The organism is Streptococcus oralis (assembly GCF_001579175.1).
Taxonomy (GTDB): Bacteria; Bacillota; Bacilli; order Lactobacillales; family Streptococcaceae; genus Streptococcus; species Streptococcus oralis_O.
Genome location: NZ_KQ970759.1, coordinates 4,808 through 18,740 on the forward strand (window position 1 = coordinate 4,808; position 13,933 = coordinate 18,740).

The window sequence follows — 13,933 nt, forward strand, 5'->3', positions numbered from 1 at the left end:
GTTCCTTTATCCTTTTGGGAATTGACCGCAATAATACCAGTCTGATTTTGATTGGGGCACTTTCTTCTGCAGTGCTTGCCATTGCCTTTAACTTCCTACTAAAAGTGATGGAAAAAGCAAAATTGCGGACGATTTTCTCTGGTTTTGCCTTGGTGACCATATTGCTCGGTCTGTCTTATAGTCCAGCCCTTTTGGCTCAAAAAGAGAAAGAAAACTTGGTGATTGCTGGAAAATTAGGACCGGAACCCGAAATTTTGGCCAATATGTATAAGTTGCTGATTGAGGAAAATACCAGTATGACTGCGACTGTTAAGCCGAATTCTGGGAAAACAAGTTTCCTCTATGAAGCTCTGAAAAAAGGCGATATTGACATCTATCCTGAATTTACGGGTACGGTGACTGAAAGTTTGCTTCAGCCATCACCGAAAGTGAGTCATGAGCCAGATCAGGTTTATCAAGTGGCGCGTGATGGCATTGCCAAACAGGATCATCTAGCTTATCTCAAACCAATGTCTTATCAAAATACCTATGCTGTAGCTGTTCCGAAAAAGATTGCTCAAGAATATGGCTTGAAGACCATTTCGGACTTGAAAAAAGTGGAAGGGCAGCTGAAGGCTGGGTTTACTCTGGAGTTTAATGACCGTGAGGATGGCAATAAGGGCTTGCAATCAATGTATGGTCTCAATCTCAACGTAGCGACCATGGAGCCAGCTCTTCGCTATCAGGCAATTCAGTCAGGCGATATTCAAATTACGGATGCCTATTCGACGGATGCAGAATTGGCGCGTTATGATTTGCAGGTCTTGGAAGATGACAAGCAACTCTTCCCACCTTATCAAGGGGCTCCTCTGATGAAAGAAGCTCTTCTCAAGAAACACCCTGAGTTGGAGAAAGTTCTCAATAAATTGGCTGGTAAAATTACTGAAAGCCAGATGAGCCAGCTCAACTACCAAGTCGGTGTTGAAGGCAAGTCAGCAGAACAAGTAGCCAAAGAATTTCTACAAGAACAAGGTTTGTTGAAGAAATAAAAGGAAAGTCAGTGGTAGCCACTAGCACCCTTCTTTAGCAGACAAAATCCCATCTCGTCTATAATTCGAGATGGGATTTTTAATGTTAGAGTAAGATAAAGAGGAGCGTAATTAAAATTGCTAGTGCTACCCTCACAATATGATGCGATATGTTGTGAGAGCCTTTTTGTCGCCCGTTCCAGTAGGCACCATAGCAGACGATACTCGAACCCACAATCCATAGTAGAATGGTTGCCAGTGGGACGAAGTAAAAGATAGCTAGAGCCAGAGAAGTGATGCAACTGCCGACCAAGATGCACGTGTTTCCCAAACTGTAGTTCTTTTGTTTCATGGCTGCGAAAGCAGCAGCGAGATGGAGAAGTGAAAAACCGAGAGCTAGTACAATCGTTAGTATTCCTAGAATCATCGAAGTTAACATAGTTGGTTCCTTTCTGAGTTACAGGCTTAGTTATCAAGTGGAGTTGTAGAAGTCATCTCAATCACATCTAAGTAAAATCTCACTACTTGGTCTTCTGGATAAGATTTTCCTTTTTTTAGCCACCAGGTCAGTGTTTCGATAAAATTAGTTACTACAAAATGTTTGAGGTAGGAGGCTGGTATGTTCGGATAGGCCACTTGCAAATCCTCCGCTACCATGGGGTAAACATGGTGTTCAAGTTCCTTGTGTAGTTGGCGGAGAAAGTAGTCATTTTTTGAAAAAAGAAGACTAGTGACATGGTCCTGGTTTTTCTGAAAATGTAAAAAGATATGGGCGAGGTAGTCCTCGGTAGTAAGGTGTCCTTCTCTTTCAAAGAGATGATGAAAGAGGTAGCGACAGAGTTCATCTAAAAGCAGTTCCTTACTCTCGTAGTGACAGTAAAAGGTCGAGCGCCCAACATCTGCCAAGTCAATGATATCTTGGACAGTAGTAGCAGCATAGCCCTTGTCGTTCAAAACTTGTAGAAAAGCTTGATAGATGGCTTTTTTCGTCTTGCTAACCCGACGATCTCTTTTTTGCATATAGACACTTGAGGCTAACTGTTCAGAACTGAATAAGACTGACAGTTTGCTTCTATCCTTTCTTTGGATTTTATTAGATAATACAAATGAAAGAAGTATGTATATACCCATTATACCAAAGGAGGGGGAGAAATGAGTTCTAAAACATCTATCTGGTTAGCTTTTTTCTTGAATCTATCATTTTCTGTTATCGAATTTATTTTTGGGGTCATCTTCAATTCAAGCGCTGTATTAGCGGATGCGGTTCATGATTTGGGTGATGCCCTTGCCATAGGCTTCTCAGCTTGTTTGGAAACTATTTCCAATCGTCAGGAAGACAAACGTTACACTCTTGGTTACAAACGTTTCAGCCTGCTAGGTGCCATGCTGACTGCCTTGATCCTTTTGACAGGATCTGTCATGGTGCTCTTGGAGAATATTCCTCGCCTCCTATCCCCCCAACCTGTCAACTACCAAGGGATGCTGTGGTTGGGGTTTCTTGCGATTCTTATCAATCTCTTGGCTAGTTTGGTCGTTCGTAAGGGTCAGACCAAGAACGAAGCTATCCTGACCTTGCATTTTCTAGAAGATATTCTGGGTTGGCTAGCGGTCATTCTGGTTGCTGGTATTTTGTATGTCACTGACTGGTATTTTCTTGATCCGCTTTTATCGCTTTTGATTTCTTGCTTTATTCTCTGGAAAGCCATTCCTCGCTTTTGGTCTACCCTTAAGATTTTCTTAGATGCGGTGCCTGAAGGTATCGAGACTGCTAAGCTAGAGAAAGAGTTAGTAAGGCTAACTAATGTTAAAAGTGTAAATCAACTCAGTATTTGGTCCATGGATGGTCTGGAAAATGACGCCATTGTACACCTCTGTATCGAGGATTGGGAGCAGATGATAGAGACTAAAGAAGCAGTGCGTCAACTCCTAGAAGAAAGAGGCGTGCAGAATATTACTATTGAAGTAGATAGCAGTCAAAGCAATCATGCGCAACATAAGCGGAGGATAACAGCCTTAGAGCAGAACCATGCTCATCATCACTAGAGAAAACGACCTCTTATTGAGGTCGTTTTGATATCCTATTCATTCCTGGTACTTTCTCTCAATGTCAGTCTAGTTCCCAGCATGGTTAGGCTAGGAATTTTCCGACCATGGAGAACTTCCTTGTTAAGAATATCCATACCTGCTCGGCCCATCTCCTCAGTATAGACTGTGACGCTAGAAAGGGGAGGATAGACCTGCTTGGTCAGGCTAGTGTCATTAAAAGAAATGAGGCTGACGCGGTCTGGTAGGCTGATTCCAGCTTCTTGGAGAGCACGGAGAGCACCGATGGCTAAACTATCGCTGGCCGCGAAAAATGCTGGAGGGAGTTGATCCTCCAACTTGTGAATAGCCTCCTTCATCAAGTCATACCCAGACTGGGCAGTAAAGCTACCTTTAAAGACCAGTTTGTCATTGTAGATACCTTTTGATAGAGAGTAGTTTTTAAAATGTTCGAGACGTTTATCCTGAATGATTTCTTCTTGGTCGGTTGTTTCTTCAAGGCCGGTGAGAATCCCGATACGATCCAGCCCTTGACTGAGGAAGTGATCGACAACTTGTTTTACAGCAGTGTAAAAGTCAGTGATAATACAGGTATGTCCCAATGAAAGTGTATCGCTGTCTAAAAAGACTAGGGGTTTTTGGTATTCTTCAAAGGAAGAAATCTGTGATTGGCTGAACTTTCCAATACAGAGTATTCCGATTACCTCTTCGCTCAGAGTAAAAGGATGGTCGTTAAAATAGCGCAAGATATCATAGTCCAATTCTTGGGCTCTTTTTTCAATCCCTAGACGAATCTGGTAGTAGTAGAGGTCGTCTAGTTCCCCCTGCTCGCTGACCCATTGGATAATGGCAATCTTTTGCTTGGGTTTGTGGGATTCGCCTGTCTTGAGGTGCTTGGTATAGCCCAGTTCTTCAGCGACAGTTAAAATACGGTGTCTGGTTTCTTCTGTGACAGATAGACTCTGGTCGCGATTGAGGACACGGGATACGGTCGCGATAGAGACAGAAGCTAGCTGTGCAATGTCTTTTAAGGTAGCCATAAGTCCTCCTCCTTTTAAGTTAGTATATCATATTTTTCTTCTTTTTACCGATAGTTTAGTAAAACTTTAGTAAAAAGGATTGACCTTGGCAAAAGCCTTGGATACAATAGAAGAAAACGATTACACGTTAAGGTGACTTAACGGACAGTCAAAGGAGAATTCATATGACACAACATCTTACTGCTGAAGCACTTCGTAAAGACTTTCTTGCCGTTTTTGGTCAAGAAGCAGACCAAACCTTCTTTTCACCTGGCCGCATCAATCTAATTGGTGAACACACGGACTACAACGGTGGGCACGTTTTTCCGGCGGCTATTTCCTTGGGAACCTATGGAGTGGCTCGAAAACGTGACGACCAAGTTTTGCGTTTCTACTCAGCCAACTTTGAGGACAAGGGCATTATCGAAGTGCCTCTTGCTGACCTCAAATTTGAAAAAGAGCACAGCTGGACCAACTATCCAAAAGGGGTTCTTCATTTCTTGCAAGAAGCTGGCCATGTCATTGACAAAGGTTTTGATTTTTATGTTTATGGAAATATCCCAAATGGTGCAGGCTTGTCATCATCTGCATCCTTGGAACTCTTGACAGGGGTCGTGGCAGAGTATCTCTTTGATCTAAAACTAGACCGTTTGGATTTGGTTAAAATCGGAAAACAAACAGAAAATAACTTTATCGGAGTCAACTCTGGTATCATGGACCAGTTTGCCATCGGTATGGGGGCAGACCAACGTGCTATTTACCTAGATACTAACACTCTAGAATACGACTTGGTGCCACTTGATTTGAAGGACAATGTTGTTGTTATCATGAACACCAACAAACGTCGTGAATTGGCGGACTCTAAGTACAATGAACGCCGTGCTGAGTGTGAAAAAGCTGTGGAAGAATTGCAAGTTGCCATGGATATTCAGACCTTGGGTGAATTAGATGAGTGGGCTTTTGACCAATACAGCTACCTGATTAAAGACGAAAATCGTTTGAAACGTGCTCGCCATGCTGTGCTTGAAAACCAACGTACCCTCAAAGCACAAGCAGCTCTTCAAGCAGGTGATTTGGAAACATTTGGTCGCTTGATGAATGCATCTCACGTTTCTCTTGAGCATGATTATGAAGTAACTGGCTTGGAATTGGATACTCTTGTCCACACAGCTTGGGCACAAGAAGGTGTTCTCGGTGCTCGTATGACAGGGGCAGGTTTTGGCGGATGTGCTATTGCTTTGGTGCAAAAAGATACAGTTGAGGCCTTTAAAGAAGCTGTAGGCAAGCACTATGAGGAAGTCGTTGGATACGCTCCAAGCTTCTATATCGCTGAAGTTGCAGGTGGCACTCGCGTCCTTGACTAGTTAAAAGGAGGCTTTATAGTGACCTTAGTAGATAAATTTGTAACACACGTTATTGCTGAAAGTGCTTTTGAAGAAATGGATCGAGTTTACCTAACCAATCGTGTTTTGGCGCGAGTGGGTGAAGGTGTTTTGGAAGTTGAGACTGATCTAGATGAGTTGATTGACCTCAAGGACCAGCTTGTTGAGGAAGCGGTTCGATTAGAGACGATTGAGGATAGTCAGACTGCGCGTGAAATCCTCGGTGCTGAATTGATGGACTTGGTGACCCCTTGTCCAAGTCAGGTTAATCGTGACTTCTGGGCAACCTATGCCCAGTCACCAGAGCAGGCAATTGCAGACTTCTACCAACTCAGTCAGAAAAATGACTACACCAAACTAAAGGCTATCGCAAAGAATATTGCTTATCGTGTTCCGTCTGACTACGGTGAACTAGAGATTACCATCAATCTCTCTAAGCCTGAAAAGGATCCAAAAGAGATTGCAGCAGCCAAGTTGGTGCAAGCTAGCAATTATCCCCAGTGTCAGCTTTGTCTAGAGAATGAGGGCTATCATGGTCGGGTCAACCACCCAGCTCGCAGCAATCACCGCATTATCCGTTTTGAAATGGCGGGTCAGGAGTGGGGCTTCCAGTATTCGCCCTATGCTTATTTTAATGAGCACTGTATCTTCTTAGATGGTCAGCATCGTCCCATGGCTATCAGCCGTCAGAGCTTTGAGCGTCTGCTGGCGATCGTAGAGCAGTTTCCGGGCTATTTTGCTGGATCTAATGCTGACCTGCCAATCGTAGGGGGCTCTATTCTCACCCATGACCACTATCAGGGAGGCCGTCACGTATTTCCTATGGAATTGGCTCCCTTGCAAAAGACTTTCCGATTTGCTGGTTTTGAACAGGTCAAGGCTGGGATTGTCAAGTGGCCTATGTCAGTGCTACGTTTGACCTCGGATTCAAAAGAAGATTTGATCAACTTGGCGGATAAGATTTTGCAGGAATGGCGGCAATATTCAGACCCTGAAGTACAGATTTTGGCAGAGACAGACGGGACACCACACCATACCATTACACCCATTGCCCGTAAACGCGATGGACAGTTTGAGTTGGACTTGGTCTTGCGGGACAATCAGACATCACCAGAGCATCCTGATGGTATCTATCATCCCCACAAGGATGTTCAACATATCAAGAAGGAAAATATCGGCTTGATTGAGGTCATGGGCTTGGCTATTTTGCCACCTCGTCTGAAAGCGGAAGTGGAGCAGGTTGCTAGCTACCTCGTGGGAGATGATGATATAGTTGCCGACTATCATCAAGAATGGGCAGACCAGCTCAAAGCCCAACATCCGGACCTAGCAGATAAAGAAAAAGCCCTTGAAATCGTCAAGGACTCTGTGGGTGCTATTTTTGCACGTGTTTTGGAGGATGCAGGAGTATACAAGCAGACGGAACAAGGACAGGCAGCTTTTATGCGTTTTGTTGAGCAGGTCGGAATTTTGCCAGACTAGGAGCTTTCTCCTTGCACAGTCCTATAAAAAGTAGTATCATAGTGTCGTTTGAACTATCAGGAGGAAACGATGAAAGATTTTCATTTTGATGCTATATCTGCCTTTGAAAATTACGAAATAGAAAAAATGAGAGATGGTTATGTTGTGGTAACGACAAAAGTAGTGGACTCGTCGCTCAACTACTATGGCAATGCCCATGGTGGCTACCTCTTTACCCTTTGTGACCAGATCAGTGGTTTGGTGGTTATCTCGCTGGGGCTTGATGGAGTGACGCTCCAGTCCTCTATCAACTACCTTAAGGCAGGAAAACTCGACGATGTACTGACCATTAAAGGAGAATGTGTCCATCATGGACGCACAACCTGTGTGGTAGATGTTGATATCACCAATCAAGAAGGCAGAAATGTCTGCAAAGCAACCTTCACCATGTTTGTCACAGGTCAGCGGTCTGAAGACAGACAGGTGAGGATATAGAAAAAAGAGGATAGAACCTCTTTTTTATTTCTTTTTCCGATTTAATACGGCATTGAGTACAATGGCGAGTATGCTTGCTACGACGATTCCGTTTGAGAAGAACATTTGGAAGGCTGTCGGCATACTAACGAAGAGATTACTGTTGTTGAGTCCGACACCTGCAGCGATGGAGACTGCTGCGATAAGGAAGTTATGTTCATTGTTAGCAAAGTCAACACGAGCGAGGATTTGCATCCCTTGAATAGATACAAAACCAAACATCACCAGCATGGCACCACCGAGGACAGGGCTTGGAATGATTTGGGCAAGGGCACCAAACTTAGGAAGGAGTCCAAGGAGAACCAGGAAACCAGCTGCGTAGTAGATTGGCAGGCGAGTCTTAATGCCTGATAATTTAACCAAACCAACGTTTTGTGAAAATCCTGTGTAAGGGAAGGTGTTAAAGATTCCTCCGAGAAGTACGGCCAAACCTTCTGCGCGGTAACCGTTGCGCAGGCGTGTGCTGTCGATTGGGTCTTTCGTGATATCAGACAAGGCTAGGTAAACACCAGTCGACTCAACCATAGACACCGTTGCGATGATACACATCATGACAATCGATGAGATTTCAAAGGTTGGCATCCCAAAGTAGAGGGGAGTAGGAACATGGACAAGTGGTGCTGCCGCAACAGGGGAGAAATCAACCAAGCCCATAGTGGCAGCAATGGCAGTTCCGACAACCAGACCAATCAAAATGGAGATAGACTTGATAAATCCTTTGGTAAAGATGTTGATCAAGAGGATAATCAGAACAGTGATGGCTGCAAGCAAGAGACTTTGACCAGTTGGCTTTGGGACGTTATTTCCCATATTTCCAATAGCTACAGGAATCAAGGTTAAACCAATCGTGGTAATAACAGATCCTGTTACGATAGAGGGGAAGAGATTGGCCACTTTTGAGAAAATACCTGAAATCAGAACTACATAGATTCCTGATACGATAAGGGCACCAAACATAGCACCGCTACCGTGGCTTTGACCAATCATAATCAAGGGAGCAACCGACTGGAAGGCAACTCCGAGAACAACTGGAAGTCCAACACCAAAGTATTTGTTGAGTTGGAGTTGGAGGAAGGTCGCCACCCCACACATGAAGATATCTGTGGAGATTAGGTAGGTCAATTGCTCAGCTGAATAGCCAAGAGCTGTCGCAATCATAATAGGAACTAGGATAGAGCCTGAGTACATTGCGAGAAGGTGCTGTAAGCCAAGAACGGCTGCTTGCGAGTGTTTTTCTTGTTGTTGCATTAGAGATCTGCCTCCTTAAATACGACCTGACCGTTTTCAAAACGTTCCAAACGAGCGAGTGAAAGAACTGGATAGCCAGCTTTCTCGAGCAAATCACGACCATCCTGGAATGATTTTTCGATAACAATACCGATGGCTTCGACTTTTGCTCCGGCCTGTTCGATGATTTGGATCAAGCCTTTGGAAGCTTGTCCATTGGCTAGGAAATCATCGATAATCAAGACCTTGTCATCAGGTGAGAGGAATTTCCCAGCGATGGAAACTGTGCTCGTCACCTGCTTGGTAAAGGAGTAAACCTCAGCAGTCAAGATGCCTTCGTTCATGGTGATGTTTTTAGCTTTCTTTGCGAAAATCATGGGAACATCTAAGGCTTCAGCTGTAAAAACAGCTGGGGCAATCCCTGAAGCTTCAATCGTTACAACCTTGGTAATGCCAGCAGAAGAAAATTTTTCCGCAAATACCTTACCGATCTCTCGCATCAAGCTAAAGTCAACTTGGTGGGTTAAAAAGGAATCTACCTTGAGGATGTTGTCACCCAAGATATGCCCATCCTGAAGGATGCGCTCTTCTAATAATTTCATAAGACCTCCTAAAGTCTAAAAGTCAGTTTACTTGTTGGTTAACTGTTTCTATAGTGAACCAGTTTGCTAGTACTGTATACGTATAATACTAGAGTGAGCGAAGCGAGTTTTACTAGATATTTCCCGCTGTAGTGGTATCATAGACAATAATCTTGTTATTGTCTATGACGGAATTTTTGAGACTTTGGGTTCAAAAATTAGGGATGAAATTCCGAAGGAAGTTGCTCCCGTCCGCACTAATTAAGGGAAATATTAAAAATATTTAGTTTACACTTAAAGGCGTACTTTGATAAAAATATTCAAAAAGGACCTACTTAATCCCTTAAGTAAGTCCCCAAAATAGGCATGGCCAACACCATACCTTCAGCTGACATACTCATTGTTAGGTGTTCCGGCACCTTGTAGAAACGTCGTGCCAATTCACGACATAAAAAAGTAAAATGATATTCAAATTTAAATAGGCTACTGCCAATGTTTTTATTTTACACCAATTAGCTTTATAAATCAAATATTTTGTTAGTAAATAGATCATAAAAGCGAACGAATAAAAGGCTGCAACGCTAGAAAGTATTGTAGCCTTTTATTCTTCTATTCGCTAAATCTTAAAAAATAACCATCTGGATCCAAAACTGCAAATTCGTGAGGATAGATATAATGATCCCCAACACGAAATGTTCGTTTAGTCAAAGGACGATAAATAGGATAGTTGGCCTCGGTCACTTTTTGATAAAGTTGTGGGACATCCTTTATACCAAAGGATAGGTTGACACCTTTTCCAAAAGGGTAGGTAAGGTTAGCCAGTTCCTCGGGGGTTCCTTCCTCTAGCATTAGCTGACACTCTTCAAGAGAAAGAAAGAGAAAGTTTTCTTCTGGACGCTCGTATTCGATCCTAAAACCGAGCAAGTCGCAGTAGAAAGAACGGGACTGTTCTAAATCACTTACAACAAACTCGGGAATAACTGCATTGTAGTTCATCGTGAAAATCCTTAAAGTTCAATTTCCAATACAATCGGCGCATGGTCTTGACGCGCACCCGAGTCAATCATGTCAGACTTGATCACCTTGTCAGCCACGCGGTTGCTAGTGAGCCAGTAGTCGATTCTCCAGCCTGCATTGTTGATTTTAGAAGTCTTGCTGCGTTGCGCCCACCAGGTATAACGTTCTGGGACATCGCCGTGAATATGGCGGAAAGTGTCAGTAAATCCAGTTGCCAAAAGGTTGGTAAAACCAGCACGTTCCTCGTCGGTAAATCCAGGCGAACGGCGGTTGCTGGCAGGATTTGCAAGGTCGATTTCCTTGTGGGCTACGTTGTAGTCACCGGTTGCAAGGACTGGTTTTTCTTTGTCTAGTTGAGCCAAATACTCAGCGTATTTGACATCCCAGACTTGGCGTTCTTCCAAGCGTTTCAAACCATCGCCAGCATTTGGAGTGTAAACTTGCGTTACGAAAAATGCATCAAATTCCAAGGTGATGATGCGGCCTTCCAAGTCCATGGTAGAAGGGGCACCGATTTCTGGGAAGCTGATTGTTGGTGTGAGTTCTTTCTTATAAAGGAACATGGTTCCAGCATAGCCTTTGCGGGCAGGTTCTTGAGAGGAACGCCAAGTGTTTTCATAACCTGGAAAGAGTTCTTCAAGTACTTCTAGGTGTTTCTTAGTAGGCCCTTTTGCAGAAAGCTTGGTTTCTTGGATAGCGATAATATCAGCATTTTCGGCTACCAAGGTTTGTAGAACTTCTTGGGACAATTTTGCACGAGCTGAGTCGCTCGTTAGGGCTGCATTGAGGGAATCGATATTCCATGAGATGAGTTTCATAAAGTTACCTTTTTCATTCAGATTACAGACTATATTATACCAAAAAAAGGCGCATTTCCCCAACGTATGGTTTGAAAAATCGGCTTCTTTTGTTTATAATGTAAGAATGATTTTATGAAAGGGAGTGAAAATACATGAAATTCTATTCTTACGACTATGTACTCAGCCAAATCAGTCAGCAAAATGGTATCATGATTGGTTTAGGGATTGTCCTATTAGCTGTGACAGGATTTCTAGCTTTCAAGGCTTATCATGATAAAAAGGGGACTAAATTTCGTGAGTTGGTCATGATTTCAGCTTTGACCTTATTAGCTCTGCTTTTGGTCAGCATCACGACTTATCAAAACAATCAAGTTTCTAATAATAAATTTCAAGCTTCACTTCATTTCATCGAGCTTGTTTCCAAAGAATTGGGAGTAGACAAGTCAGAGGTCTATGTTAATACTTCTGCGGACACGGATGGCGCACTTATCAAGGTAGGTGATCACTATTACCGTGCCCTGAACGGTAGTGAGCCAGACAAGTACCTGCTAGAGAAAGTGGAATTGTATAAAACAGATGCAATTGAACTGGTGGAGGTGAACAAATGACACTCAATTATATCGAAATTTTAATCAAACTAGCCTTGGGCCTCTTTTCTCTGGTTTTCGTGATCAATGTGACAGGAAAGGGCAATCTAGCGCCTAACTCAGCAATAGATCAAATTCAGAACTATGTACTCGGGGGGATCATCGGTGGGGTGATTTACAATAGCGCCATCAGTATCCTTCAGTATGCAGTCATCTTGATCATGTGGACCATTCTGGTCTTGACTCTCAAATGGCTGAATAATAATGTTCACTTTGTGAAACGTTTGATTGATGGGAAGCCAACCCTGCTCATCAAAAATGGGAAGATTGATCCAGAAGCCTGCCGTTCGGTTGGTTTATCAGCAGCGGACGTAGCTCTTAAGCTCCGTAGCCAGGGAATTTTCCAAATGAAACAAGTCAAACGCGCTATGCAGGAGCAGAACGGTCAACTCATCGTAGTCCAAATGGGAGATGAGAATCCCAAGTATCCTGTTGTCACAGACGGTGTGATCCAAGTTGAAATTTTGGAGACCATTGGTCGGAGCGAAGAATGGCTGCTTGATAACCTCAGCAAACAAGGGCATGACAATGTGGCCAATATCTTTATCGCTGAGTATGACAAGGGTGTCGTCTCAGTCGTAACTTATGAATAAGAAAAACCTGGGGTCTTGTACTCTTCAAAAATCAAATTCAAACTGCGTCAACGTCGCTTTGCCGTATGTAGGTTACTGACTTCGTCAGTTCTATCTACAACCTCAAAGCAGTGCTTTGAGCAACCTGCGGCTAGTTTCCTAGTTTGCTCTTTGATTTTCATTGAGTCTTGGCCTCAGGTTTCCATTTGCAATCAGAAAGGGATTTTATGTCCATTATTCAAAAACTCTGGTGGTTTTTCAAGTTAGAAAAGCGCCGTTATCTAGTCGGGATTGTGGCCTTAGTCTTGGTTTCCGTCCTCAATCTCATTCCCCCCATGGTCATGGGGCGGGTGATTGACGCCATTACATCGGGTCAATTAACCCAGCAGGAGCTCCTTCTTAATCTATTTTATCTACTGCTGGCAGCCTTTGGGATGTACTATCTGCGCTATGTTTGGCGCATGTATATCCTCGGGACATCCTATCGTCTGGGGCAGATTATGCGCTCTCGCTTGTTTGAGCATTTTACTAAGATGTCGCCAGCCTTTTATCAGACCTATCGGACGGGAGACTTGATGGCACACGCCACCAATGATATCAATGCCTTAACCCGTTTAGCGGGTGGCGGAGTCATGTCAGCAGTGGATGCTTCCATCACGGCGCTGGTGACTTTGCTGACCATGCTCTTTAGCATCTCATGGCAAATGACCTTGGTTGCCATTCTTCCCTTGCCTTTCATGGCTTATGCGACCAGTCGTCTAGGGAGAAAGACTCATAAGGCTTTCGGAGAATCTCAAGCTGCCTTTTCTGAACTCAATAACAAGGTTCAGGAGTCTGTATCAGGTATCAAAGTGACCAAGTCTTTCGGTTATCAGGCGGATGAGCTGGAGTCCTTTCAGGAAGTCAATGAATTGACCTTCCAAAAGAACCTCCAAACCATGAAATACGATAGTCTCTTTGACCCCATGGTTCTCTTGTTTGTTGGTTCGTCCTATGTTTTAACCCTTTTGGTCGGTTCCTTGATGGTTCAGGAGGGGCAGATTACGGTTGGAAATCTGGTCACCTTTATCAGCTATTTGGATATGCTGGTCTGGCCTCTTATGGCTATCGGTTTCCTCTTTAATATCACTCAGCGAGGAAAGGTTTCTTACCAGCGAATTGAGGAACTCTTGTCTCAGGAATCACTTGTACAGAACCCTGAGTTTCCTCTGGACAGTATTGAAAATGGGCGCTTGGAATATGCCATTGACAGCTTTGCCTTTGAAAATGAAGAAACACTGACGGATATTCATTTTAGCTTGGAAAAAGGACAAACGCTGGGCTTGGTAGGACAGACAGGCTCTGGGAAAACATCCTTGATTAAACTTCTCTTGCGAGAATACGATGTGGATAAGGGAGCCATTTATCTAAACGGGCATGACATTCGGAACTATCGTCTGACAGACCTTCGCAGTCTCATAGGCTATGTCCCTCAGGATCAATTCCTCTTTGCGACCTCAATTTTAGACAATATTCGTTTTGGCAATCCTAACTTGCCCCTTTCAACAGTCGAGGAAGCCACTAAGCTAGCTCAAGTTTACCAAGATATTGTAGCCATGCCTCAGGGATTTGATACGTTGATTGGTGAAAAGGGAGTCAGTCTT

At 43.6% G+C, this 13,933-nt stretch carries 15 protein-coding genes and 1 riboswitch; of the genes, 8 read left to right on the top strand and 7 right to left on the bottom strand.

Annotated features, from left to right (window positions below):
• Positions 1-1,028, top strand: a 1,028-nt coding sequence (locus SORDD24_RS00035) for a glycine betaine ABC transporter substrate-binding protein (RefSeq protein WP_061406455.1), incomplete at its 5' end; no start/stop codon positions are given.
• Between the two features lie 85 nt (positions 1,029-1,113).
• Here the strand turns inward: SORDD24_RS00035 and SORDD24_RS00040 are convergent.
• Positions 1,114-1,446 (bottom strand): hypothetical protein, encoded by a 333-nt coding sequence (locus SORDD24_RS00040; RefSeq protein ID WP_061406458.1) that lies wholly within the window; start codon positions 1,444-1,446, stop codon positions 1,114-1,116.
• 26 nt (positions 1,447-1,472) lie between these two features.
• Positions 1,473-2,027 carry a TetR/AcrR family transcriptional regulator gene (locus tag SORDD24_RS00045; protein ID WP_061406461.1) on the bottom strand — a complete coding sequence of 185 codons (555 nt, stop codon included), beginning with the start codon at positions 2,025-2,027 and terminating at the stop codon, positions 1,473-1,475.
• Positions 2,028-2,159: 132 nt separating this feature from the next.
• On the opposite strand from SORDD24_RS00045, the gene SORDD24_RS00050 reads away from it, so the two are divergent.
• Positions 2,160-3,050: a cation diffusion facilitator family transporter gene (locus SORDD24_RS00050; protein WP_061406464.1), complete on the top strand. Its 891-nt coding sequence runs from the start codon at positions 2,160-2,162 to the stop codon at positions 3,048-3,050.
• Positions 3,051-3,085: 35 nt separating this feature from the next.
• Here SORDD24_RS00050 and galR read toward each other — a convergent pair whose 3' ends face one another.
• Complete coding sequence (gene galR / locus SORDD24_RS00055; RefSeq protein WP_061406467.1) at positions 3,086-4,090, bottom strand: DNA-binding transcriptional regulator GalR; 1,005 nt, start codon at positions 4,088-4,090, stop codon at positions 3,086-3,088.
• 164 nt (positions 4,091-4,254) lie between these two features.
• Between galR and SORDD24_RS00060 the strand changes: the two genes are divergently transcribed.
• The 3 genes from SORDD24_RS00060 (at position 4,255) to SORDD24_RS00070 (ending at position 7,407) form a co-directional block, all read left to right on the top strand.
• Positions 4,255-5,433: a galactokinase gene (locus SORDD24_RS00060; RefSeq protein ID WP_061406470.1), complete on the top strand. Its 1,179-nt coding sequence runs from the start codon at positions 4,255-4,257 to the stop codon at positions 5,431-5,433.
• An 18-nt stretch (positions 5,434-5,451) separates the two neighbouring features.
• On the top strand, positions 5,452-6,933 hold the full coding sequence (locus tag SORDD24_RS00065; RefSeq protein ID WP_061406473.1) for a UDP-glucose--hexose-1-phosphate uridylyltransferase: 1,482 nt from the start codon (positions 5,452-5,454) through the stop codon (positions 6,931-6,933).
• Positions 6,934-7,002: 69 nt separating this feature from the next.
• A complete protein-coding gene (locus SORDD24_RS00070; protein WP_061406476.1) occupies positions 7,003-7,407 on the top strand; it encodes a PaaI family thioesterase in 405 nt (134 codons plus the stop codon).
• A 24-nt stretch (positions 7,408-7,431) separates the two neighbouring features.
• On the opposite strand, the gene SORDD24_RS00075 is transcribed toward SORDD24_RS00070, so the two are convergent.
• The 4 genes from SORDD24_RS00075 to SORDD24_RS00090 all read right to left on the bottom strand — a co-directional run bounded on the left by SORDD24_RS00075 (position 7,432) and on the right by SORDD24_RS00090 (position 11,089).
• Positions 7,432-8,694: a nucleobase:cation symporter-2 family protein gene (locus SORDD24_RS00075; protein ID WP_061406479.1), complete on the bottom strand. Its 1,263-nt coding sequence runs from the start codon at positions 8,692-8,694 to the stop codon at positions 7,432-7,434.
• Positions 8,694-9,275 carry a xanthine phosphoribosyltransferase gene (locus SORDD24_RS00080; protein ID WP_061406482.1) on the bottom strand — a complete coding sequence of 194 codons (582 nt, stop codon included), beginning with the start codon at positions 9,273-9,275 and terminating at the stop codon, positions 8,694-8,696. The genes SORDD24_RS00075 and SORDD24_RS00080 overlap by 1 nt, the downstream gene beginning before the upstream one ends.
• 359 nt (positions 9,276-9,634) lie before the next feature.
• Positions 9,635-9,730: riboswitch (purine riboswitch) on the bottom strand.
• Between the two features lie 133 nt (positions 9,731-9,863).
• Positions 9,864-10,250 (bottom strand): bleomycin resistance protein, encoded by a 387-nt coding sequence (locus SORDD24_RS00085; RefSeq protein WP_001108700.1) that lies wholly within the window; start codon positions 10,248-10,250, stop codon positions 9,864-9,866.
• An 11-nt stretch (positions 10,251-10,261) separates the two neighbouring features.
• Positions 10,262-11,089 carry an exodeoxyribonuclease III gene (locus SORDD24_RS00090; protein WP_061406484.1) on the bottom strand — a complete coding sequence of 276 codons (828 nt, stop codon included), beginning with the start codon at positions 11,087-11,089 and terminating at the stop codon, positions 10,262-10,264.
• Positions 11,090-11,223: 134 nt separating this feature from the next.
• Between SORDD24_RS00090 and SORDD24_RS00095 the strand changes: the two genes are divergently transcribed.
• From SORDD24_RS00095 to SORDD24_RS00105, 3 genes are all read left to right on the top strand, one after another.
• Entirely contained in the window at positions 11,224-11,679 is a 456-nt protein-coding gene (locus SORDD24_RS00095; protein ID WP_061406487.1) for a DUF3290 family protein, read from the top strand.
• Positions 11,676-12,311 carry a DUF421 domain-containing protein gene (locus SORDD24_RS00100; protein WP_061406490.1) on the top strand — a complete coding sequence of 212 codons (636 nt, stop codon included), beginning with the start codon at positions 11,676-11,678 and terminating at the stop codon, positions 12,309-12,311. Before SORDD24_RS00095 ends, SORDD24_RS00100 begins: the two co-directional genes overlap by 4 nt.
• Before the next feature lie 206 nt (positions 12,312-12,517).
• Positions 12,518-13,933 (top strand): ABC transporter ATP-binding protein (locus SORDD24_RS00105; protein ID WP_061406492.1); only part of this gene is annotated, 1,416 nt, incomplete at its 3' end.